The 22466-nt window shown below is 64.8% G+C and carries 20 protein-coding genes and 1 riboswitch; of the genes, 13 read left to right on the top strand and 7 right to left on the bottom strand.

What is annotated here, in order from left to right; translation table 11 throughout:
- The first annotated feature begins 51 nt into the window (after positions 1-51).
- The 3 genes from argC to ACZ9A3_RS07550 all read left to right on the top strand — a co-directional run bounded on the left by argC (position 52) and on the right by ACZ9A3_RS07550 (position 5316).
- Positions 52-984: an N-acetyl-gamma-glutamyl-phosphate reductase gene (gene argC, locus ACZ9A3_RS07560; RefSeq protein ID WP_258597403.1), complete on the top strand. Its 933-nt coding sequence runs from the start codon at positions 52-54 to the stop codon at positions 982-984.
- Between the two features lie 179 nt (positions 985-1163).
- Positions 1164-3815, top strand: a complete 2652-nt coding sequence (locus ACZ9A3_RS07555; RefSeq protein WP_476252322.1) for an excinuclease ABC subunit UvrA — start codon at positions 1164-1166, stop codon at positions 3813-3815.
- A 58-nt stretch (positions 3816-3873) separates the two neighbouring features.
- A complete protein-coding gene (locus tag ACZ9A3_RS07550; protein ID WP_476252321.1) occupies positions 3874-5316 on the top strand; it encodes a SulP family inorganic anion transporter in 1443 nt (480 codons plus the stop codon).
- A 6-nt stretch (positions 5317-5322) separates the two neighbouring features.
- Here ACZ9A3_RS07550 and ACZ9A3_RS07545 read toward each other — a convergent pair whose 3' ends face one another.
- Positions 5323-6174 (bottom strand): CAP domain-containing protein, encoded by an 852-nt coding sequence (locus ACZ9A3_RS07545; RefSeq protein WP_258597399.1) that lies wholly within the window; start codon positions 6172-6174, stop codon positions 5323-5325.
- Between the two features lie 134 nt (positions 6175-6308).
- Between ACZ9A3_RS07545 and ACZ9A3_RS07540 the strand changes: the two genes are divergently transcribed.
- The gene (locus ACZ9A3_RS07540) at positions 6309-6923 is read left to right on the top strand and encodes a cell wall hydrolase (protein ID WP_093384391.1); all 615 of its coding nucleotides are present in this window, start codon (positions 6309-6311) and stop codon (positions 6921-6923) included.
- Position 6924: 1 nt separating this feature from the next.
- Here the strand turns inward: ACZ9A3_RS07540 and ACZ9A3_RS07535 are convergent, their stop codons facing one another.
- Positions 6925-7620, bottom strand: coding sequence for a DUF1963 domain-containing protein (locus tag ACZ9A3_RS07535; RefSeq protein WP_045201267.1), 696 nt, complete (start codon positions 7618-7620; stop codon positions 6925-6927).
- 96 nt (positions 7621-7716) lie between these two features.
- Positions 7717-8307 (bottom strand): TetR/AcrR family transcriptional regulator, encoded by a 591-nt coding sequence (locus tag ACZ9A3_RS07530; protein WP_258716834.1) that lies wholly within the window; start codon positions 8305-8307, stop codon positions 7717-7719.
- A gap of 89 nt (positions 8308-8396) precedes the next feature.
- Here ACZ9A3_RS07530 and ACZ9A3_RS07525 point away from each other — a divergent pair, with 89 nt between their 5' ends.
- Positions 8397-8996: an NAD(P)H-dependent oxidoreductase gene (locus tag ACZ9A3_RS07525; RefSeq protein ID WP_045201265.1), complete on the top strand. Its 600-nt coding sequence runs from the start codon at positions 8397-8399 to the stop codon at positions 8994-8996.
- A 6-nt stretch (positions 8997-9002) separates the two neighbouring features.
- Here ACZ9A3_RS07525 and ACZ9A3_RS07520 read toward each other — a convergent pair whose 3' ends face one another.
- Positions 9003-9512 (bottom strand): RrF2 family transcriptional regulator, encoded by a 510-nt coding sequence (locus tag ACZ9A3_RS07520; RefSeq protein WP_045201334.1) that lies wholly within the window; start codon positions 9510-9512, stop codon positions 9003-9005.
- A 192-nt stretch (positions 9513-9704) separates the two neighbouring features.
- Here ACZ9A3_RS07520 and ACZ9A3_RS07515 point away from each other — a divergent pair, with 192 nt between their 5' ends.
- A complete protein-coding gene (locus tag ACZ9A3_RS07515; RefSeq protein WP_195883703.1) occupies positions 9705-10910 on the top strand; it encodes an NAD(P)/FAD-dependent oxidoreductase in 1206 nt (401 codons plus the stop codon).
- Between the two features lie 5 nt (positions 10911-10915).
- On the opposite strand, the gene ACZ9A3_RS07510 is transcribed toward ACZ9A3_RS07515, so the two are convergent.
- A complete protein-coding gene (locus ACZ9A3_RS07510; RefSeq protein WP_176794273.1) occupies positions 10916-11809 on the bottom strand; it encodes a GNAT family N-acetyltransferase in 894 nt (297 codons plus the stop codon).
- Positions 11810-11973: 164 nt separating this feature from the next.
- On the opposite strand from ACZ9A3_RS07510, the gene ACZ9A3_RS07505 reads away from it, so the two are divergent.
- The 3 genes from ACZ9A3_RS07505 to ACZ9A3_RS07495 all read left to right on the top strand — a co-directional run bounded on the left by ACZ9A3_RS07505 (position 11974) and on the right by ACZ9A3_RS07495 (position 15997).
- Positions 11974-12480: a sigma-70 family RNA polymerase sigma factor gene (locus ACZ9A3_RS07505; protein ID WP_045201262.1), complete on the top strand. Its 507-nt coding sequence runs from the start codon at positions 11974-11976 to the stop codon at positions 12478-12480.
- Entirely contained in the window at positions 12477-13460 is a 984-nt protein-coding gene (locus tag ACZ9A3_RS07500) for a FecR domain-containing protein (RefSeq protein WP_045201261.1), read from the top strand. Before ACZ9A3_RS07505 ends, ACZ9A3_RS07500 begins: the two co-directional genes overlap by 4 nt.
- Before the next feature lie 86 nt (positions 13461-13546).
- Positions 13547-15997 (top strand): TonB-dependent siderophore receptor, encoded by a 2451-nt coding sequence (locus ACZ9A3_RS07495; RefSeq protein ID WP_093384417.1) that lies wholly within the window; start codon positions 13547-13549, stop codon positions 15995-15997.
- A gap of 90 nt (positions 15998-16087) precedes the next feature.
- Here ACZ9A3_RS07495 and thpR read toward each other — a convergent pair whose 3' ends face one another.
- A complete protein-coding gene (gene thpR / locus ACZ9A3_RS07490) occupies positions 16088-16627 on the bottom strand; it encodes an RNA 2',3'-cyclic phosphodiesterase (protein ID WP_045201259.1) in 540 nt (179 codons plus the stop codon).
- 245 nt (positions 16628-16872) lie between these two features.
- Here thpR and lpxO point away from each other — a divergent pair, with 245 nt between their 5' ends.
- The 4 genes from lpxO (at position 16873) to ACZ9A3_RS07470 (ending at position 21465) form a co-directional block, all read left to right on the top strand.
- Positions 16873-17772, top strand: a complete 900-nt coding sequence (lpxO, locus tag ACZ9A3_RS07485) for a lipid A hydroxylase LpxO (protein ID WP_476253322.1) — start codon at positions 16873-16875, stop codon at positions 17770-17772.
- Positions 17773-17937: 165 nt separating this feature from the next.
- The gene (locus ACZ9A3_RS07480) at positions 17938-18282 is read left to right on the top strand and encodes a carboxymuconolactone decarboxylase family protein (protein ID WP_045201258.1); all 345 of its coding nucleotides are present in this window, start codon (positions 17938-17940) and stop codon (positions 18280-18282) included.
- Positions 18283-18374: 92 nt separating this feature from the next.
- Complete coding sequence (locus ACZ9A3_RS07475; protein WP_045201257.1) at positions 18375-18932, top strand: GNAT family N-acetyltransferase; 558 nt, start codon at positions 18375-18377, stop codon at positions 18930-18932.
- Between the two features lie 76 nt (positions 18933-19008).
- A riboswitch (cobalamin riboswitch) is annotated at positions 19009-19214 on the top strand.
- Between the two features lie 109 nt (positions 19215-19323).
- A complete protein-coding gene (locus tag ACZ9A3_RS07470) occupies positions 19324-21465 on the top strand; it encodes a TonB-dependent receptor (RefSeq protein ID WP_476252320.1) in 2142 nt (713 codons plus the stop codon).
- A 60-nt stretch (positions 21466-21525) separates the two neighbouring features.
- On the opposite strand, the gene ACZ9A3_RS07465 is transcribed toward ACZ9A3_RS07470, so the two are convergent.
- Positions 21526-22437: a LysR substrate-binding domain-containing protein gene (locus ACZ9A3_RS07465; protein ID WP_045201255.1), complete on the bottom strand. Its 912-nt coding sequence runs from the start codon at positions 22435-22437 to the stop codon at positions 21526-21528.
- Positions 22438-22466: the final 29 nt, after the last annotated feature.

The following is a 22466-nucleotide window of genomic DNA, read 5'->3' as shown; positions in this document are numbered from 1 at the left end:
AGCCGCAGGTGAAGATGGCTGCACATTTGTCACCTATGTACGAGAGCCCCCATGCACCAGCCCCTGGTTTTTATCGACGGCGACCAAGGCACCACCGGCCTGCAGATCCACGCCCGCCTCAACGCTCGCAACGACCTGCGCCTGCTGACCCTGCCGGCGGGCGAGCGCAAGAACCTGCACCTGCGCGCCGAAGCCATCAACAGCGCCGACGTGGCGATCCTGTGCCTGCCCGACGACGCCGCCCGTGAAGCGGTGGCGGCCATCGTCAACCCGCAGGTGCGGGTGATCGACGCCAGCTCCGCGCACCGCACCACCCCGGGTTGGGTGTATGGCTTGCCGGAGCTGGATGAAGAGCAGGCCGAGCGCATTGCCCAGGCCAAGCGGGTCAGCAACCCAGGCTGCTACCCGACCGGCGCCATTGCCTTGTTGCGGCCATTGATTGGCGCAGGCCTGGTGCCAGCGGACTATCCGCTGACGGTGAACGCGGTATCGGGCTATTCCGGTGGCGGCCGGGCGGCGGTCGAACGTCATGAAGGGCCCGATGCACACACAGCCCAGGGCGTGCTGGTGTATGGCCTGCACCTGGACCACAAGCATGTGCCGGAGATCCAGCAGCATGCCGGTTTGTCGCAGCGGCCGGTGTTTGTGCCCAGCTATGGCAGCTACCGCCAGGGCATCGTCCTGACCATCGCCCTGCAGACCCGGTTGCTGCCGGCGGGCGTGAGCGCCGCGCGGTTGCAGGCGTGCCTGGCCGAGCATTATCACGGCGCCCGTTACGTGCAAGTGGCGCCGCTGCAGTCGGGCGCCTCGGCAGTACAACTGGACCCGCAAGCAGTCAACGACAGCAACGACCTGCACTTGGCGGTGTTTGCCAATGAAGAGCACGGCCAGGTATTGCTGACGGCGGTGTTCGACAACCTCGGCAAAGGTGCGTCGGGGGCGGCGGTGCAGAACCTGGAGCTGATGCTGGCGGCGATGGGCTGAGTAACGGGGCTGCTAGGCCAGTTCCCACAGGTCTGGTGCACACAGGACTATTGTGGCAGCCGGCCTTGCCGGCGATGGAGCGCGAAGCGGCCCCTCATTTGTTTGAAAATCGACGGCACTGGCGCCATGCTCGGCGGTCTGCCACTTACGCGGATCGCTCAGCAGGGAAGAATATCGTCATGTGTGCAAAACCAGTAGTCAGTGCCAACCCCGCCGGTTGTGTGCGGGTGCGCGGCGCCCGTGAGCACAACCTGAAGAATGTCGACGTCGACATTCCCCGCGATGCGCTGGTGGTGTTCACCGGGGTGTCGGGCTCGGGCAAGTCGTCGCTGGCGTTCTCCACCTTGTATGCCGAAGCCCAGCGTCGCTATTACGAATCGGTGGCGCCCTATGCGCGGCGCTTGATCGATCAGGTCGGGGTGCCGGCAGTGGATTCCATCGAAGGCCTGCCGCCGGCGGTGGCCCTGCAGCAGCAACGCGGCACGCCCAGCGCGCGCTCGTCGGTCGGCAGCGTCACCACCCTGTCGAGCCTGATCCGCATGCTCTACTCGCGCGCCGGCAGCTACCCGGCCGAGCAGCCGATGCTGTTCGCCGAAGACTTCTCGGCCAATACCCCGCAAGGCGCCTGCGCCGAATGCCATGGCCTGGGCCGGGTGTTCGATGTCAGCGAGGCGTCGATGGTGCCCGACCCGTCGTTGACCATCCGCGAACGGGCGGTGGCGTCCTGGCCCATGGCCTGGCAGGGGCAGAACCTGCGCGATATCCTCGTGACCCTCGGCTATGACGTCGACATCCCCTGGCGCGACCTGCCCCAGGCGCAGCGCGACTGGATTCTCTTCACCGAAGAAACCCCGACGGTGCCGGTGTACGCCGGCCTGACCCCGGCGCAAACCCGCCAGGCGCTCAAGCGCAAACTCGAACCCAGCTACCAGGGCACCTTCAGCGGTGCGCGGCGCTACGTGCTGCACACCTTCACCCATTCGCAAAGTGCGCTGATGCGCAAGCGCGTGTCCGCCTTCATGCGCGCCAGCCCCTGCCCGGCCTGCGCCGGCAAGCGTCTGAAAGCCGAGGCGCTGACGGTGACCTTTGCCGGCAAGGACATTACTGAGCTGTCGCGCCTGCCACTGCTTGACCTGGCCGAACTGCTCAAGACCGTCGCCAATACCGATTACCTCAAGCAGCCTGAAGAAGCCGGCGCTGTGCTCAGCCACGCGCAAACCCGACAGGCCCGCGAGCAACGCGCCGCCCGCGGCGACAACCCCCATGAAGGCGGTGCGGATGTGCGCCACACGCCCAACCTGTCGGTGGAAAAACGCCTGGCTGCGCAGCGCATCGCCGCCGAGTTGCTGGAGCGCATCAGCACCCTGATCGACCTGGGCCTGGGTTACCTGGACCTGGAACGCAGCACACCGACCTTGTCGTCGGGCGAGCTGCAACGCCTGCGCCTGGCCACCCAGCTCAACTCGCAGCTGTTCGGGGTGATCTACGTGCTCGACGAGCCCTCGGCCGGGCTGCATCCGGCTGATAGCGAAGCGCTGTTCACGGCCTTGCAGCGGCTCAAGCAGGCGGGCAACTCGGTGTATGTGGTCGAGCATGACCTGGACACCATGCGCCGCGCCGACTGGCTGGTGGACGTCGGCCCGGACGCCGGCGAGCACGGCGGCCAGGTGCTGTACAGCGGCCCGCCGGCAGGCCTGGCCAAGGTCGAGGCCTCGCGCACCCGCACTTACCTGTTCAACGAAAATCCCCCCCAGGTTCGCCCGCCGCGCACGCCCCAGGCATGGCTGCAACTTGAAGGCGTCACCCGCAACAACCTCGAGCAACTGGCGGTGGCCTTCCCGCTCGGCTGCTTCAGCGCGGTCACCGGGATTTCCGGCTCGGGCAAATCGAGCCTGGTCAGCCAGGCGCTGCTCGACCTGCTCGGCGAGCACCTGGGCCAGGCCCGCAGTCAGGAGGATGTCGCAGAACAGAGCCTGGAAGACCAACCCGAACAAACCAGCGACGGCTGGATCAGCGCCGGCCTTGAGCATATCCGCCGCCTGGTGCCGGTGGACCAGAAGCCCATCGGCCGCACGCCGCGCTCGAACCTGGCGACCTACACCGGCCTGTTCGATCACGTGCGCAAGCTGTTTGCGGCAACGCCCGATGCACAAGCCCAAGGTTTCGATGCCGGGCAGTTCTCGTTCAACGTCGCCAAGGGCCGCTGCGAGACCTACGAAGGCGAAGGCTTTGTCAGCGTCGAGCTATTGTTCATGCCCAGTGTCTATGCGCCCTGCCCGACCTGCCATGGCGACCGCTACAACCCCCAGACCCTGGCCATCACCTGGCAAGACTTGAACATCGCCCAGGTACTGCAACTGACCGTCGACCAGGCCAGCCAGCGCTTTGCCGAACAGCCAGCGATCAGCCGCGCCCTGCGGGTGCTGCAGGACATCGGCCTGGGTTATTTGCGCCTGGGCCAGCCGGCCACCGAGCTGTCGGGCGGCGAAGCCCAGCGCATCAAGCTAGCCACCGAGCTGCAACGCCTGGCCCGCGGCGCCACCCTCTACGTGCTGGACGAACCCACCACCGGCCTGCACCCGCAGGACATCGACCGTTTGCTGGTGCAACTGCAGCGCCTGGTCGAGGCCGGGCACACGGTGATCGTGGTCGAGCACGACATGCGCGTGGTGGCCCAGAGCGACTGGGTGATCGATATCGGCCCCGGGGCCGGTAGCGCCGGCGGCAAGGTGGTGGTCAGCGGGCCGCCAGCGCAGGTGGCGGCGTGCAAGGACAGCCACACGGCGGGATTCCTCGCCAGGGCGCTGGCTTGCGATCGGCAAATTACGTAGCATCCTGCGCTTTTTGCCCCGGCAGCACCCCGCTGCCGGGCCGCTCTTCAGGTAAGTCATGAGAACAACCCCGCTACGCGCCGATGTCCTGGCAGGACTCACCACAGCCTTCGCCCTGGTGCCCGAGTGCATCGCCTTCGCCCTGGTGGCGCACCTCAACCCGTTGATGGGCCTGTATGGCGCCTTCATCATCTGCACCCTGACCGCCCTGCTCGGCGGGCGCCCGGGGATGATTTCCGGCGCGGCCGGGTCCATGGCCGTGGTCATCGTCGCCCTGGTGGTCACCCACGGCGTGCAGTACCTGCTGGCGACGGTGCTGCTCGGCGGGCTGATCATGATCGCCTTCGGCCTGCTGCGCCTGGGCAAACTGGTGCGCATGGTGCCGTATTCGGTGATGCTCGGCTTCGTCAACGGCCTGGCGATCATCATTGCCCTGGCCCAGCTTGAGCACTTCAAGGCCGATGGCGCCTGGCTCAGCGGTGCACCGCTGTACCTGATGCTGGGGCTAGTGGCCCTGACCATGGCGATTGTCTACCTGTTGCCGCGCCTGACCCGCAGCGTGCCGCCGGCGTTGATCGCCATTCTCGGCGTCGGTGCCGGCGTCTACCTGCTCGACCTGCCGACCCGCACCCTCGGCGATCTTGCCCACATCGCCGGCGGCCTGCCGGCCTGGAGCTGGCCGCAGGTGCCGTGGAACCTCGAAACCCTGCAGGTCATCGCCCCCTACGCACTGCTCATGGCCCTGGTCGGCCTGCTGGAAACCCTGCTGACCCTGAACCTCACCGATGAAATCACCGAGACCCGCGGCCACCCCGACCGCGAATGCGTAGCCCTGGGCGTGGCCAACATGACCAGCGGGCTGTTCGGCGGCATGGGCGGTTGCGCGATGATCGGCCAGACCGCCATCAACCTGAGCTCCGGCGGCCGAGGGCGGCTGTCGGGAGTGGTTGCCGGGGTGATGATCCTGATGTTCGTGCTGTTCCTGTCTCCGCTGATCGAGCGCATTCCGCTGGCAGCGCTGGTCGGGGTGATGTTCGTGGTGGCCCAGCAGACCTTCTCGTGGGCGTCGTTGCGGGTGCTGCACAAGGTGCCGGTCAACGATGTGCTGGCGATCATCGCCGTGACCCTGGTCACGGTGTTTACCGACCTTGCCACTGCGGTGCTGTGCGGCATCGTCATCGCCGCGCTCAATTTTGCCTGGCAACAGGCCCGTGAGCTGTATGCCGACAGCCACGGCGAAAGCGACGGCAGCAAGCTGTACAAGGTCCACGGCACCCTGTTCTTCGCCTCGACCACGCCGTTCCTCAACCAGTTCGACCCGGCCAATGACCCGGCCCAGGTGACCCTCGACTGCCGTCACCTGAACGTTGTCGACTACTCGGCGATCGCCGCGCTCAAGACCCTGCGCGAGCGCTATAGCAACAACGGCAAGCACCTGCGCGTGGTGCACCTGTCCGAACGCTGCAAGCAATTGCTCAAACGCGCCGGGCTTGAGCACTAGGGCGGTTTACGGCGCGCCGAACATCGCTGTCCAGTAGATCCCGGCGTCGCTTTTGGGGTCGACCGCGTAAGCTGCGCCCAGCTCGCTGAACTGCGGGTTCATCAGGTTGGCGCAGTGGCCGGGGCTGGCCAGCCAGCCATCGACCACCTTGCGCGGGGTGTCCTGGCCGGCGGCGATGTTCTCGCCGACCTGCTGGCCGGCATACCCGGCAAGCTCGGCGCGATCCCCCGGAGTGCGACCGTCGCGGTCCTTGTGATCGAAGAAGTTGTTGTTGGCCATGGCCCGCGTGTGGCTTTCGGCGGCGCCGGCCAGGGTAGTGTTCCAGGCCAGCGCCGTGGTCGCATTGAACGCTTGGCCGCCGCACTGGCGGGCCTGGCTACGCGCTGTGTTGATCATCTCCAGGACCTTCTGCCCTTCGGCCTGCCAGTCGCCCAGGCGCCCGGCCAGCAGCGGCCGCGCCAGCACGATGCGCCAGTCGCGGCCCTCGCGGCTGACGCCGACATCAACGAACTGCGGGTCGAGTACCACCTGGCAGAAGCTTTCGCGCACCGCCTGCATCGCCGCCTGCGCATCGCGCGGCCCGGACAGGCTGATGGCCTGGACGTTGACCATCGGGTAGCTGTTTTGCACCAAAGCCTCGCGCAGGTCGCCCATGCTGTTGGCCGGCAGCATCAGGCGCGGGTCGCTGGCCAGCGGCGGCAGCTCCATCGACCCCTGGCCTGCGCAACGCTGGGCCTGGCTGCGGTAGGCGTTGATCGACTCGATCAGCTGCGACTCGTCGCTGGCCTGGGCGGTCACGCTAAACGCCAGGCCCAGCGACAACAACGCCAGCGGTGCAACAGGTGAAGTGACGCGCATGGAAATCTCCCTTGAACGGACTGCGTAGATGATGCCCGAAGTTGCCCGTCGTCTGACAGCGGGAATGTTTTGAGTTCCTTGCGGTCGATCCTGTAACGGGAAGTTCCACTCCCAGGCCAATCAAAGGTTCGAGCATGCGCCTGCTAACAATTGCAACTTGCCTGGTACTGACGTTTTCCAGCGCCCTGACATTGGCGGCCGACTCCAAGGCCCAGGTGGCCGAAGAAAAAGCCCAGGTGCTGGAGCAAAAAGCTGCCAGCAACCCCGATGCCCCACCCGCGCCCAAATCCCAAGCCATCACCAAGACCGAAGTCCAGGCCGTCGACCCGGCTGGTGCAGCCGCGCTGGATGATGCCATCACCTGCCTGGCGCGCAGCATCTACTGGGAGTCCAAGGGCGGCGAATCAGCCGACATGGAGGCGGTGGCCAATGTGGTGATGAACCGGGTTGGCCACGCGGGCTTTCCCGATTCGGTCTGCGGCGTGGTCAAGCAGGGCTCGGAGACCGGCGCCTGCCAGTTCTCCTGGTGGTGCGATGGCCGCTCGGACGCTGTTCAGGAAGAGGTGCGCTACACCCTGGCCAAGGAAATAGCGCGCAAGGCGCTTAACAAACAACTGCCGGATCGCACCGGTGGCGCCCTGTACTTTCACGACCGCCATGTGCGCCCCGACTGGTCGAAGACCTTTGCCCGAACAGCCGAGACCAGCGAGTTTCTGTTCTACAAGCCGCGCAACGGCGAGTCGCACTAGCTCAATAGAAGTCGTAGTAGATCGTCCACTCGCCGCTGTCGCGGTGCTTGAAGAACATCAGGCTGCCGCTGTCGATCACGTTGAGGTTGATCTTGGCATCGGATGAGACCTGGAAGACGAACTCAAAGCCGTCGCCCGGGTCCACGCCCGACTGACAGAACGACGGATAGCCGCCAATCTTGTGCTCGTAGGCGTGGGTGATGACCTCGTAGTAGCACTCGATGTCCCCTGCCTGTTCGAGCTTGACGATCTCGGTGACCAATTCATCCGGCACACCGCCGCCGTCCCACAGCGGATAGTCCTCGGCGAGTTTTTCAGCGCGCAGCGGGAAGGCCTTGAGAAAGGAGTTGGCGACCGGCAGGTCCTTGCGCACCAGCTCGTCGTCGGCGCGGTATTCGCGGATCAGCCAGTTGTTGCCCATGGGCTCGAATTCATCAGGGAACGGGTAACCGACGAACAGGGTGAGAACGCGGATGTCCTTGAGCAGCGGGCTGCTGAACGGCAGGCTCGGCAGGTGGAACTGGGCCACGGGCAACAGGGGCTCGCCAGCGGCGTTGGTCGGTACGCCTTCGTCTGGGCCGTAGAGGAACACCCGGCCGAGCCAGCTTTCTTCATCGCTGTTGGTCGGGCGAAAGCCGCCGGCGAAAAAGCGCATGGCGGGTTTGGCCAGGCGTTGTTTGATTTCTTGAATGTCCATATTTCTCGTCCGCTTAATAAGGCCCTATCGCGGGTCAAGCCCGCTCCTACAGGGGGGTGAGCAGCCTGTGGGAGCGGGCTTGCCCCGCGATGTATTTTAACTGCGCACAACCATAGCCTTGATGGTCTCGAACAACTCCTGCTGCGCCTGCTCCGCCGTAATCTCACCGTTCGCCGCAGAATGAGACAACGCCTCCGCCGCGCCGATCATCGCCCGCAATCCGGCCACGGCAATCGCGCCGCTGGCACTGAACGGCGCCAGCAGCGCCCGGCATTTTTCCATGAACACTGCCTCGTACTCGCGCTTGATCTGTTCAAGCTCTGGCGAGCTGGCCAGCGCAGCAATCACTCCGGGTATCTCCCGGCCCTGGGTCAACACGCAGTCGACGTAGCAATTGGCAAGCACTGCAGCGCTGCTCTCAAGCGTCGGCTCGCAGGCGGCCAAGGCGGCGTCCATCACCGCAGTCTGGCGCTCGTCGTAACACTGGTACAACGCCGCCAGCAAGCCTGAGCGGGTACCAAAATGGTCATACACCACCGGCTTTGTAACCCCGGCCAATTCCGCCAGTCGGCCCAGGGTCAGCGCCTCGGTACCCTCTTCGCGGACCAGGCGCCAGGCCACCTCAAGCAGTTGTTGCTGACGGTCTTCGCGCGACAGACGCCGACGAGGTTGCGGATCGCTTGACATGCTTACCTACCAAAAGTAACTTACCAAAGGTAACTTGTGCTCAGTTTACAAGCCTTATCCTTTCCCCGCAATCCGCAGGAGCCCTTGCCATGCACGCGCTTGTTGTTGTCGCTCATCATGACCCGCAGTCACTCACCCACAGCCTGGCCGCCAAGGTGGTCGAAGGCCTGGCACAAAACGGCCATAGCGCCGAGCTCGCCGACCTGTTCGCCGAAGGTTTCAACCCGGTGTTCGCCGCCGCCGACCACGCGGTTCATCACCGCACCGCAGCACCTGGCGCCGATGTGCTGGCCGAGCAGGCGCGCATCGACCGCAGCGATGCGCTGGTGCTGGTGTTTCCGGTGTATTGGTGGTCGATGCCGGCGCTGCTCAAAGGCTGGATCGACCGGGTATTCAGCAATGGCTGGGCGTTCGACTTCAGCACCGAAGCGCCGATGGTAAAAATGCTGGGCCGCTTGAACGTGCACCTGGTGGGCGTTGGCGGCGCCGATGCGGCAACCTTCAGCAAGCATGGCTACGGGCAGGCGATGAAGACCCAGATCGACCACGGCATCTTCGATTATTGCGGCGCCCGCGTGGTGAGCTCGACCCTGCTGCTGGAATCGGAAAGCGCCGACCCCGGCGCCCACCTGCAGCGCATGTTCGAGCACGGCCGCAGATTGTTCGCCGAGGTCGCCGAACCCGCCTGAAGTGCCTTACTTGCTGTCGCGGCGCTCGTTGATCCACTTCACCACCTGGGTGGAAAACTCCGCCGGTGCCTTGCGCCCCAGGCGCCGCGACAGGTCGAGGATAGTCTGCTGGGCCAGGGCTTCTTCCATGCGTTTTTGTGCGGTGAGCATCACCGCGTGAATGGCGCAGGTGCCATCGATGGCCCAGGCCGGCGGCGCGCCGTCGAACAGCGTGCAGCGGTCACGCACGTCGCGGCAATCGAAGATCGCCTTGTGCCCGTCGATGGCCGTGACGATATCCAGCACGGTGATTTCATCCGCCGGCCGGGCCAGCCGGAAACCACCCCGCACACCCTCGGTGGCCACCACCAGCCTGGCCTTCGCCAGCTTGGTAAAGACCTTGGCCAGGTATTCATGGGGCACCCCCTGCAACTCGGCCAGGTCACGCACACTGGCTTCCCGGCTTTCGCCCAGGTCGTCGACCAGAAACAGCAGGCAGTGCAAGCCGTACTCGACGCCGGCGCTATACAGGGACATGACCATCTCCGACTTGATTTGTCGCCAATACTAGCAGTTCATCCTGACCACCAGCAAATCCAAGGCTTAACGCATAGGCATTAAGAAAATGCTTGCACCATTTAACTACGACCAATACAGTCGTAGTTATCCGGTGCGGGCAACAACACCCTGCGTCCGGCAAACAACAGCCCTTTTTTCTCGGAGCAGAACATGAAACAGCACATCCTGATCATCGGCGCCGGCTTCGGCGGTATGTGGAGCGCCCTCAGCGCCAGCCGCCTGCTGGACCAGCACGGGCGCAACGATGTCACTGTCAGCGTGCTCGCACCGCAAGCCGAACTGCGCATCCGCCCGCGCTTCTACGAAACCGCTGTGCAGCAGTTGAAAGCGCCGCTGGCCGAGCTGTTTGCCGCGGTGGGGGTGAACTTCATCCAGGGCGCGGTGGACCAGATCGATGTGGCCGAAAAGCGCGTCGGCTACCGCGACGGTCAGGGCCGTCCGCAGGTGCTGGGCTACGATCGGCTGGTCATGGCCAGCGGCAGCGGTGTGGTCCGCCCAGCGCTGGCCGGGCTTGAGCAGTACGCCTTCGACGTCGACCAGATCGAATCGGCCAGCCGCCTGGAGCAGCACATCGAAGCCCTGGCCCTGCGGCCTGCATCAAAGGCGCGCAATACCGTGGTAGTGGCCGGCGGCGGCTTCACCGGCATCGAGACCGCCACCGAAATGCCCGCCCGCCTGCGTGCGGTGCTCGGCGAAGATGCCCAGGTGCAGGTGATCATCGTCGATCGCGGCAACAAGATCGGCGCCGCCCTGGGCGAAGGCATCAGCCCGGCGATCATCGAAGCCTGCACGGCGCTGGGGGTGGAGTGGCGCCTGAATGCCTCGGTGGCTGGCGTCGATGCCGACGGCGTGACCCTCGCCGACGGCCAGCGCATCGAGGCCGCCACCGTGGTCTGGACCGTCGGCGTGCGCGCCAGCGCCCTCACCGCACAAGTCCCGGGGCAACGCGATGGCCATGGCCGCCTGCATGTCGATGACAACCTCAAGGTCATTGGCCAAGAGCATGTATTCGCCACCGGTGACGTCGCCTACGCCGCCACCGATGACCTGGGCAACCACGCCTTGATGACCTGCCAGCACGCCATCGCCCTGGGCCGCCACTCGGGCAACAACGTCGCCGCCGACCTGCTTGGCGTCGAGCCGACGCCATACCGCCAGCCCAAGTACGTCACCTGCCTGGACCTGGGGGCCTGGGGCGCGGTGTACACCGAGGGCTGGGAGCGTGAGGTGAAGCTGATCAAGGACGAAGCCAAAGCCCTCAAGCAGCAGATCAACTCGGTGTGGATCTACCCGCCGGCGGCCGATCGGGCGGTTGCTCTGGCGGCGGCCGATCCGCTGATTCCGGTTGTGGCCTGAACGGCTCAGGCGTGTGACAGCAACGGGAACATCAGCCGGGCGTCTTCGATGAATTGACCGGCCTGGCCGAGCACGAACAGGCTGTCATCCGACACCAGCGGCTGCGCCTCGAAGCCGCTGCTATCCAGCGGCGCAAACCCCAGCACCACCCGGGTGGTCTGGGGTGTGCTCAGTTCTGCAATCAGTGCCTGCAGGTCGAGCGCACGCCTTGCGAACACCTCATAGAGCGTCATCACCCCGTCGACGATTTCCATCACCACATAGGCCTGCAGCGCTGGCGAGTAGTGAACGCAGTCTTTGAAAAACGACGTGCAATAGAACATCGTCTGGTCAGGGTTGCTGCGCATCGCCAGGCGTGCAACGGGCACGGCACTGTCAACCGCGCTGATGAAGCGCTGGCGCTCGAGCAGGTCGTCCATGTCGACCCGGTGGAAGCTGCAAGGCCTGTACGCTGGGGTTAGCGCCGCGCTGTATTCATGTTCGAGCACCCGCGCAAAACCGAATTTCGGGTAGTAATCCAGCACCGTGTCGTTGGCAAACAGGTAGACCAGTTCGCACTGGCCCTGCCATCTGTCCAGCACCCGCTCCAGCAACACGCGGCTCAGGCCCTGGCCGCGATACTCCGATGCGACCATCACCGTGCCCAACTGGATGCCACGCCTGGGTTCGCCGAGCACATCAAAATGCATCAGGTTGACCGAGATGTTGGCCACGATGCGCCCGTCATGGGCCAACGCCCACGGCTGGTAGCCTTCGCCCCAATAGCCGTCCTGGTACCACTGTTCGAAATCAAATTCGAAGGTCTGGTGGGTCAAGGCGTTGAAGCTGGCGCGCAGCCGGGTATCGTCCTTGAAGTTTTCCAGCAGGCTGAACTGCTGGCCTGCGATCGACAGGTCCATGCGCATTTCTCTTGGTTTTTGTCTGGCCGCCACCCTATTACTGCGGCCAGGAACAATCTGTAGGTAAATTGTAAAGCGGGCCGGACGCGGGTGATTGCACCTTGCCTCTCCGCACAGGTAAGATTGAGAACGATTCACACTCACACCTTCGGGAACGCCAACCGGTGCCAACCTCTTCCACCCGCAAGCTGGGCTTCTTTTTCAGCGACCATCACCGGTGGCTCCTGCAGCATATTCATAAGCGCCTGCGCAACCGCGCCGACGCCGAAGACACCGCCGCCGAGACCTTCTGCCAGATGCTCGCCGCCCAGGTCGACCCGGCCAGCATCCAGCAGCCGCGCGCCTACCTGTCGACCATCGCCCGCCGGCTGATCTTCGACCGCCATCGTCGGCGCCAGCTGGAGCTGGCCTACCTGGAACGCTTGTCGGCGCTGCCCGAGCCCCTGGCGCCCTCCCCCGAAGAGCAACTGCTGCTGATCGAGGCGCTGGTGAGCATCGACCAGGTGCTCGACGGCCTGCCGATGATCGTCAAGGCCACCTTCCTCTACAGCCAGCTCGACGGCATGAGCTACGTCGATATCGCGCGCAAGCTCGACATCTCCGAGCGCACGGTCAGCCGCTACATGAAGCAGGCCCTGAGCCAGTGCTACCTCAGCGAGCTGGCGCCATGAGCCAGCGCCGCCTCGAGCCCAGCGCCGAAGCCGCTATCGACTGGATGGTGCGCCTGAGTTCGGGCAACACCGACGCCCAGGTGCACAGTGAGTTCAGCCAGTGGCTGGGCAGCGACCCGGCCCACGCCCAGGCCTGGGCGCGCTTGCAGGAACGTCTGGGTGGCGCCTGCCAGACCGTGCGCAACTTCGAACGCCGCGCCCCGGGCCAGGCCGGTGAGGCGCGCCAATTGCTGCTGCAAACCAACGGCTCGCGGCGCGAGCTGCTGCGTGCCTTCGTCGGTATCGGTGTGCTCGGCGGCGGCCTGTGGCTGGGCGCGCGCAGTGAGGTCGGCCAGGAGCTGCTGGCCGATTTGCGCACCGCCAAGGGCGAGCGCCGCGACTTTACCCTGGCCGATGGCAGCCGCCTGAGCCTGAATGCCGGCAGCGCCGTCGACTTGCAGTTCGATGGCCAGCAGCGCTTGGTGATATTGCGCCGTGGCGAGCTGATCATCCAGGTCGCCGCCGACCCGCTACGGCCGTTACGGGTGCGCAGCGCTCAGGGCGAAATGCGCGCGCTGGGCACGCGCTTTCTGGTCAGCCAGCAAGCCCAGGCCACGCGCCTGGTGGTGCTTGAGCACTCAGTGCGCGCGCGGCTGTTCAACGGCAGCGAGCTGGACGTGCAGGAAGGCCAGGCCGCGCTGCTCGGTGGCGAACGCATCGAAGCCCTGGGCAACGGCGAGCGCCAACGCGCCGACTGGCTCAGTGGGCGCCTGAACGTGCTGGATGACTCCCTCGAGTCGGTGGTCGAGGCGCTGCGCCCCTACTACCGCGGCTTTGTCCGGGTCGAACCCGAGGTGCGCGGGCTGCGCGTGCAAGGGGTATTCCCGCTGGACGAACCGCAACGGGCCTTCGCCGCACTGGCTGAAACCCTGCCGCTCACGGTCGATCACTACAGCCCGTGGCTGACGTTGATCGGGGCGAAAACCCCGGCGCAAAAATAATTTATGCAAATCACTCGTATTTGTGTCCGGTTTTCATTTCTCATTGCACCTATCTCCTGACACGCCAACATAATCAGGAGAATTCCGTGCTCAACCCTTGGTCCCACGCCCTTCCTGTCGCCGTGGCCCTGGCCACGCTGGCCAGCGCCGCCCAGGCCCAGGAACAGGCCCTGAGCTTCAACCTGCCCGCCGCCGCCCTGGCCAGCACCGTCAATGCCATCGCCAGCCAGAGCGGGCGCATCGTGTCCCTGGACCCGGCGCTGGTACAAGGCAAGCAGGCACCGGCGATCGTCGGCCGGATGAGCGCCGTGCAGGCCATGCAAAAGGCCCTGGCCGGCAGCGGCCTGCAGTTGCTGGTCACCGAACAGGGCAACTTCAGCGTGCTGCCGAGCATCGACGCCGGCAACGCCCTGGAGCTGGGTGCGACCAATATCAACGGTATCGGCAGCGGTCTGGACCCAGCCACCACCGAGGGCACCGGCTCCTATGCGGCGCGGGCCACGACCATTGGCAAGGGCAGCCATACCCTGCGGGAAATTCCGCAGTCGGTCACGGTCATGACCCGCCAGCAGATGGACGACCAGAACATCGTCGACCTCAAGGACGCGGTCAACCAGACCACCGGCCTGGTCGGCCTGCAAGGCGTGGGCCCGGGCCTGATCATTACCTCGCGCGGTTTTCAGATCGACGACTGGCAATACGACGGCGTGGCGATCCCGCGCAACAACTATTCGCTGGGCAACTGGGCGACCCAGGACCTGATCTTCTTCGACCGCATGGAAGTGCTGCGCGGCTCCTCCGGCCTGCTGCAAGGCACCGGCAGCCCGGGCGGCGCCGTCAACCTGGTGCGCAAGCGCGGCCAGGCTGCGCCCACCGTGACCGTCACCGGCAAGGCCGGCAGCTGGGACCACTACGGCCTGCAACTGGACGCCGGCGGCCCGTTGAACGATGCCGGCACCGTGCGCGGGCGCTTCGTTGCCGACGAGGACCAGAGCGATTCGTTCGTCGACTACGAATGGAGCAAGACCCACTCGCTGTACGGCGCGCTGGACTTTGACCTGAACGAGGCCACCACCCTGGGCCTGGCGATCAGCCAGTCCAATGCCGAGTCGCGGCCGATGCTGCGCGGCCTGCCGCGCTATGTCGATGGCAGCGGTCTGGATGTATCGCGCTCGACCTTCACCGGCTCGCGCTGGAACCACCTGGAGATCGACGTCACCACCCTGTACGCCGACCTCGAGCACCGCTTCAACGACGACTGGAAATTCCACGTTGGCGCCATTCGCATGAGCGAGACCAACAAGTCGACCCACCAGCGGGTACAAAGCACCGGCGACGGCATCAACCTTGACGGCAGCGGCCTCACCTATGCCGACTGGATCACCGATTTCGACTCCACCAAGGTCGGTGTCGACATGAACCTGGTGGGCAAGTTCGACGCCTTCAACTTCGAGCAGGAACTGACCCTGGGCGGCAACTACTCGAAACTGACCACCGATGACCGCTTTGCCCGCGCCTTCAATCCCACCAGCGACAGCATCTTCGGTATCGACCATCATCGCCCGGAAATCAGCACCGAAAGCCTGCTGGCACAACGCACCGGGCGGGGCCTGACCGGCGCCTACGACATTCGCCAGAAAGGCCTGTATGGCGCCTGGCGGGTCAAGCTGGCAGAGCCGTTGACCCTGGTACTCGGTTCGCGGGTCAGCTGGTTCGACTACCGCTATGATTCGAGCGACTACTTTGGCGGCACCGGTGTCGTCTCTGTCAACCCGACCAGCACCATGACCGAAAGCGGCGAGGTTACCCCGTACGCCGGCATCATCTACGACCTGAGCCGCGAATGGTCGCTGTATGCCAGCTACACCGACGTCTTCGTGCCGCAGACCGAACGTGCAGTCGGCGGCGCGGCGCTCAAGCCGATCATTGGCAGCAACTATGAAATGGGCATCAAGGGCGAACTGCTCGATGGCCGCGTCAACACCTCGCTGGCGGTGTTCCGCTACGACCAGGAAAACCGCGCGATCACCGACGTTGCCTCAGGCTTTGCCTGCGATGACTGGTACTGCTCCACCGCCGCCGGCAAGGTGCGCAGCCAGGGTATCGAAGCCGAAGTCAGCGGCGAAGTGCTCAGCGGCCTGCAGCTGTTTGCCGGCTACACCTACAACACCACCACCTACCTCGACGACCCGGACAACAAGGGCAAGGTGTTCAGCACCTGGACGCCCAAGCACATGTTGCGCATGTGGGGTAACTACCAGCTGCCGGGTGACTGGAGCAAGGCCAGCGCCGGTCTGGGCTTTACCGCGCAAACCCATACCCTGGGCTACGAGCACACCTACGACGTGCCCGGCTACGCTGTGTGGAACGCGCGTCTGGCGTACCAGCTGACGCCGGAAGTGGGCCTGGCGCTGAACGCCAACAACCTGTTCGACAAGCACTACTACATCGCTGCCTACAACCAGCTCAACGGCAACAACAACTTCGGCGACCCGCGCAACTTCACCTTCAGCGTGAAGTACACGCCGCAGTTCTAGGTTGTCAGTGCTGGCCCTATCGCGGGTCAAGCCCGCTCCTACAGGTTTGAGGTAATCTCTGTGGGAGCGGGCATCAATCAGGCAACAGCGCTACAACGGCCACTGCGCCAGCGGCCAGTACTGCCCCTTGCGCGATTCGAACAAGCTGAAGTGCCGCGCGCGCAGGATAAATTCTGCCGGCACCAGCGCTTCGGGCTCACTGCCACGGTAGTCGCGGGCCAGTGTCAGGTGCGGGCGGTAGTCCCGTGGGTCCTCGGTAAAACCCAGCGCCAGCATCGCCTGCTGCAGGGCATACGCCAGCTGGCGCAACGCCGCCGGCGTCTGGCTGGGCACCAGCACCAGCGCCTTGGCCGGGCGCCACACCTGCAAACGGTCGAGCACCACTGTCAGGGGTTCGCCCGCCACCTTCACGCCCGCTGCGCCGGCCAGAATCGCCGGTAACTGCGCAGTGCCCGCCGCACCGACGAACATCAACGTCAGGTGAAAGTTCGCCGACGGCACCGGTCGTGCGCTTTTCAGTTCCAGCTCGCTGCGCCAGCGGGCAATCGCCCGGCGCTGTTGCGGTGCGCAATCGAGGGCAAAAAACAGCCGCTTGAACGGCTCACCGGTATCGCCATTGCCTGGGTCCATGCCTCGTCATCCTGTGCGTTTTGGGACTGTTGAGACTCTACCGCCAGTTACGCCATGGCGGCGAGGACTGGAATTCTCACGAACTTATCTGCGTTAGCCACCCGCTGAATCGTTCACGCAAACACTTGCGCCTAGCACTATGGTCGGACACATAACCGGTAACAATTACTACAAACCGTGATCACGATTGTTTATGCTGGCCGGCTTATGCCATGGCGCATCGCCACATCGACAAGTATCCGCCCATGAAAATCTTCTTCGTTTTACTGTTTGTTTTCTCGATTGCCTACGTTCATTTCAGAGGCAAAGTCAGGCACAAGATCACCCGCCAGCTGGGTGATCACTCAAGCTTCCTGGCCCCGGTCAACGTCTTTCTGTACCTGTTCTCCAAGCTGCCGGCCAAACCGTACCTGCCGGTCGAGTCGTTCCCCGAGCTCAAGCCGTTGCAGGACAACTGGCAAGAAATTCGCGCCGAAGCCCAGCAACTGCTGCACGTCGGCGAAATCAAGAGTTCGCAGAACTATGACGACGTCGGCTTCAACTCGTTCTTCAAGAGCGGCTGGAAGCGCTTCTACCTGAAGTGGTACGGCGAGAGCCACCCTTCGGCAATGAAGCTGTGCCCGCGCACCACCGAGTTGCTGCAGGGCATCGGCACGGTCAAGGCGGCGATGTTCGCCACCCTGCCGCCGGGCTCCAAGCTGGTGCGCCACCGCGACCCCTATGCCGGCTCGTACCGCTATCACCTGGGCCTGGATACGCCCAATGACGACGGCTGCTACATCTGTGTCGATGGCCAGAACTACGCCTGGCGCGATGGTGAAGGGGTGATTTTCGACGAGACCTACATCCACTACGCCTCGAACCAGACCGAGCACAACCGCATCATCCTCTTCTGCGACGTCGAGCGCCCGCTCAAGTACCGCTGGGCCACGGCGTTCAACCGCTGGTTCAGCAAGAACGTGATGGCAGCCGCGGCGGCGCCGAACGATGCCGGCGACAAAACCGGCGGCATCAACCGCCTGTTCACCCGCATCTACAAGATCCGCGAACGCGGCAAGGCCCTGAAAAAACGCAACCGCACCCGCTACTACCTGGAAAAATGGGCAGTGGTGGCGGCGTTGGTGCTGGTGTTCATCTACATCTGATTCAGACCGCTGTCGCTGGCAAGCCAGCTCCTTGTAGGAGCGGGCTTGCCCCGCGATGCCCCCCTCCCAAAGTCCTGCCTTTTCCCGACCATCGACCAACGGCGCCCCGCCGGCAAAAAAACTAGCTTCACTGTTCTAGTTGCCAACCACACCAAGGTGAAGACAATGAGCATGATGGACTGGGATGCCTACCGTAAGCAGTTGATGGCCGGCATCGGCGATCTCAAGCAACTCTCTCCCGACACGGTCAACGGCTACATGACCGCCAGCGGCGCCGGGGCCAAGACCAACCACCTGGATGCCAAGACCCGCGAGCTGATCTCGCTGGCCGTGGCGGTCACCACCCGCTGCGACGGCTGCATCGCCGTGCATTCGGCCCAGGCGGTCAAGCACGGCGCGAGCCGCGAGGAAATCGCCGAAGCCCTGGGCGTGGCCGTGGCCATGAACGCCGGGGCGGCGCTGGTGTACTCGGCGCGGGCACTGGATGCCGTGGGCAAGGCCGGGCAGTAAGGCCGACCCTGAGTGCGCGGCCTGCGCCGCGCCTCACCCACTTCCTGGCGTTTTCGCATAAGCTAGCGGGCGAACCGTTTCCAGGACACCCCATGATCCACATCCGCCCCATGACCGCCGCTGACTTCGAGCTCTTCTGGCCGACCTTCCAGGCCATTGTCAGCGCCCGCGAAACCTACGCATTCGACCCGGCCATGAGCCAGGAGCAAGCCCGCCAGCTGTGGCTCGACGCACCGTTGCAGACCCTGGTGGCCGAAGAAGATGGCGTGCTGCTCGGTTCCTACTTTCTCAAGGCCAATGCCGCCGGCCCCGGCAACCATGTCAGCAATTGCGGCTACATGGTCTGCGACGCCGCCCGTGGCCGCGGCGTGGCGCGCTTGATGTGCGAACACTCGCAGCGCCTGGCGCGGCAACTGGGTTTCCTGGCCATGCAGTTCAACTCGGTGGTGTCCAGCAACGAGGTGGCGGTGGCCTTGTGGCAGAAGCTCGGCTTTGCCATCGTCGGGCGCTTGCCCAACGCCTACCGGCATGCGCGCCTGGGGCTGGTGGACAGCCTGGTGATGTACAAGTGGCTTGAGGAGCCGAAGCAGCCAATGCTGATCGGGCGCAAGAACATCGAGGCGGTGGTGTCGCGCAAGCGCGGGCGTTGAATCGATAGTGGCGATGCGCTGGCGAACTGATCTGCTCATTTGCCCAAGCCGTTGACTGCAAAGGTTTTCGGTGTTCAGATGCGCGCCAGTTTCAGGTGTCCTGCGCCGCCGTGCGCAGGGTGAAACGGGAAGCCGGTGCGTCATGTAAATGACTAGTCCGGCGCTGCCCCCGCAACGGTAAGCGAGCGAAGCCTTCGAAACACCACTGTGCCTTGGCATGGGAAGGTGAAGGCCTTCATGACCCTCGCAAGCCCGGAGACCGGCCTGAAGCTTCTGTTTGGCAACCCCGCGGTGGGCGGGCGCAGGCCGGTTGGCGTCCGCCTGCGCGTGCGCCATGCCTCCATGCGTTGTTCCCTCCGGGATTCATTCTTCCTGTTGACTGTGGAACGACATGTCCCGTACTTCCAAGCTTCACACCCTGGCGGCCAATGCCCTGGCCCCCTGCCTGGCCTTCTCTGCGCCAGCTTTCGCCGATGACCCCAGCCCCTCTGCGCTGGCCCTGCCCTCGACGGCCATCACCAGCAGCAGCGACAACGAATCCGTCAGCCTGGCTACCCCGCTGCCCGCCGGCTCGCGCCTGAACCTCAGCGCCATGGACACCCCGGCCAGCACCAGCAGCCTGGGCAGCGAAGCCATCGACGGACGCAACAACCTCACCGTGCAGGATGCCGTGACCCGCTCGCCGGGCATCACCTCGGTGGCCACCCCGGGCAACGGCAACACGGCGCTGTCGGCCCGTGGCTTCAGTGGCCACGGTTCGGTGATGACCCTGTTCGACGGCGCGCGGATGTACACCGGCGCCGGCACCCAGAGCTTTCCGGTCGACCCGTGGATGATCGAGCGCATCGACGTGATCCGCGGCCCGGCCTCGGTGCTGTACGGCGAAGGCGCCACGGGTGCGGTGATCAACGTGATCCCGAAAAAACCCTTTGCCGGCGAGATCCGCAACCACCTGCGCCTGGGCTACGGCTCTTACGACCGCCAGCAACTGGGCCTGGACAGCGGCGGTTCGCTGAGCGAGCGGCTGAGCTACCGGGTGACCCTCAACCGCCAGCAAAGCAACGGCTGGATCGACCGTGGCGACTCGAAGAACCTGGCCATGAGCGCCGCCCTGCGCTTCGATGCCAGCGACGACCTGAGCTTCACCCTGGCCCACGAGCGCGGCGACGCCGAACCGATGAACTACTTCGGCACGCCGCTGATCGACGGCCACTACCGCGACAGCCTGAGCAAGAAGAACTACAACCTCAAGGATTCGGCCCAGCACTACCACGACGAGTGGACGCGCTTTAACACCGACTGGAGCATCAGCGACTCGATCAGCGCCAGCAACCAGCTCTACTACCTCAAAAGCCGCCGGCACTGGCGCAACGCCGAGGACTACAGCTGGAACAGCGGCGTTGGCCAGCTTGAGCGTGGCAGCTACCTGGAGATCAAGCACGACCAGGAACAGCTCGGCGATCGCCAGAGCTTCACCTTCGACCACTCGCTGTTTGGCCTGGCCAGCAAGACCGTGGTCGGCGCCGAGTACAACCGCATTCGTTTCGGCATCGACAGCAACTCGCCGTACAACGACATCGGCGGCGATTTCATCGACCCGTGGCAGCCGGCGCCGGGCTACTTCCACAGCGCCAGCCCGACCCGCGCGCAAACCGACAGCACCACCCGCACCTTCGCCCTGTTCGCCGAGAACCGCACCCAGTTGTCGGAGCGCTGGTCGCTGGTCACCGGCATTCGTCGCGACCAGAACCACATCGACCGCAACAACCTGGTCAACGACACCCGCAGCGACCGCAGCCTCAATGGCGGTAACTGGCGCGCCGGCCTGGTGTTCGCGGTGAATGAGCAACTGAGCCTGTACGGCCAGTACTCCACCAGCGAGGATGGCGTCAGCGACCTGGTGACCCTGAGCCCGACCCAGCAGCAGTTCGACCTGACCGAAGCCAAGCAGACCGAGTTCGGCCTCAAGCAGCTGTTCTGGGATGGCCGAGGCGAGTGGACCCTGGCGGCCTATCACATCGTCAAGAAGAAGCTGCTGGTCGACAACCCCGACACCCACCAGAAAGAACAGGCCGGCCAGCAGACCTCCGATGGCCTGGAAGCGACCCTGGAACTGGCCCTGGCCAACCAGTGGCATGTTTCGGCCAACGCCTCGGTGGTACGCGCCAAATACGACGACTTCGACCAGGTAGTGAACGGCCAGAGCGTTTCCCGCGCCGGCAACCGCCCAAGCAACGTGCCACGGCGCACCGCCAACCTGTGGGTCAGCAAGGGCTTTGGCGACGACGTCGATGCCGGCCTGGGCCTGCGTTATGTCGATGAGCGCTATGCCAACACCGCCAACTCCCAGAGCGTGCCGGGCTTTACCGTGGTCGATGCCAACCTGGGCTGGCAGGTGCTGCCGGATGTGCGCCTGGGCTTGCAGTTGAATAACCTGCTGGACCGGCGTTATGCGGCCACCGCGCATAGCGGCGAGCAGTGGTTGATGGGGCAGCCGCGGTCGTATTTTGCGACGCTGGATTACACGTTCTGAGGTGAGGCCATCGCGGGGCAAGCCCGCTCCTACACAGGCTGTGGGAGCGGGCTTGCACCGCTAATCCGGCAAGCTATAACGCTCGGCAAAGTACTGGCGGAAAAACTCCACCGCCACCCGCACCTTGGCCGAGCTGGCCAAGGGCGAGGTGTACACCGCCCAGATGTCCGCCGGCTGGTGATACTCCGCCAGCACCTGCACCAGGCGCCCGTCGGCCAGGCTGTCGTGCACATCCCACCACGAGCGCAGCAAAATCCCGCGGCCATCCAGGCACCACTGGTGCGCCACTTCGCCGTGGTTGCTTGACAGGCTGCCGGTCACCCGCACGCTCTCCTCGCCATTGGGCCCTTGCAGCTGCCAGACACCAAACGGGTGGTCGCGCTCCTTGATCACCAGGCAATCATGGCTGGCCAGCTCGGCCAGCACCCCAGGCGTGCCGCGCCGGGCCAGGTAGGCCGGCGAGGCACACAGCACCCGGCGGTTCCGGGCCAGCGGCTTGGCAATCAGGTTGGGGGCGATGGCATTGCCGACGCGGATGTCCAGGTCGACGCCCTCTTCGATCAGGTCCACCAGGCGGTCATGCACGTCCAGGCGTACATCCAGGCGTGGGTAGCGCTCGGCCAGCTCCGACAGCGCCGGGGCGACGAAACGCCGGCCCAGGCCCAGGCTGCTGGCAATCCGCAGCTGGCCCACCGGCTCGCGGTGCTGGGCGCTGATGTCGTCGCCCATGCGCTGCACCGCATCGAAAATCTGCTGCGCCCACTGGTACACCCGCTCGCCCTCCTCGCTCACTGTCACCCGCCGGGTGGTGCGGTGCAGCAGGCGCACTTCAAGGGTTTGCTCAAGCACGCGGATGCGCTTGCTGATGAACGCGGCCGACATGCCGAGCTCTTCGGCCACCGCCGCGAAGCTGGCGCGCTTGGCCACCTGAAGGAAGATATTGAGGTCGTCGAGGCTGGGAAGATTATTCACGATACGTGCACTAAGAATCCATGAATCAC

Source organism: Pseudomonas sp. TE4620 (assembly GCF_056279045.1).
Note: the sequence above shows the minus strand (reverse complement) of the source record. Positions and strands in the feature narration are given on the sequence as shown.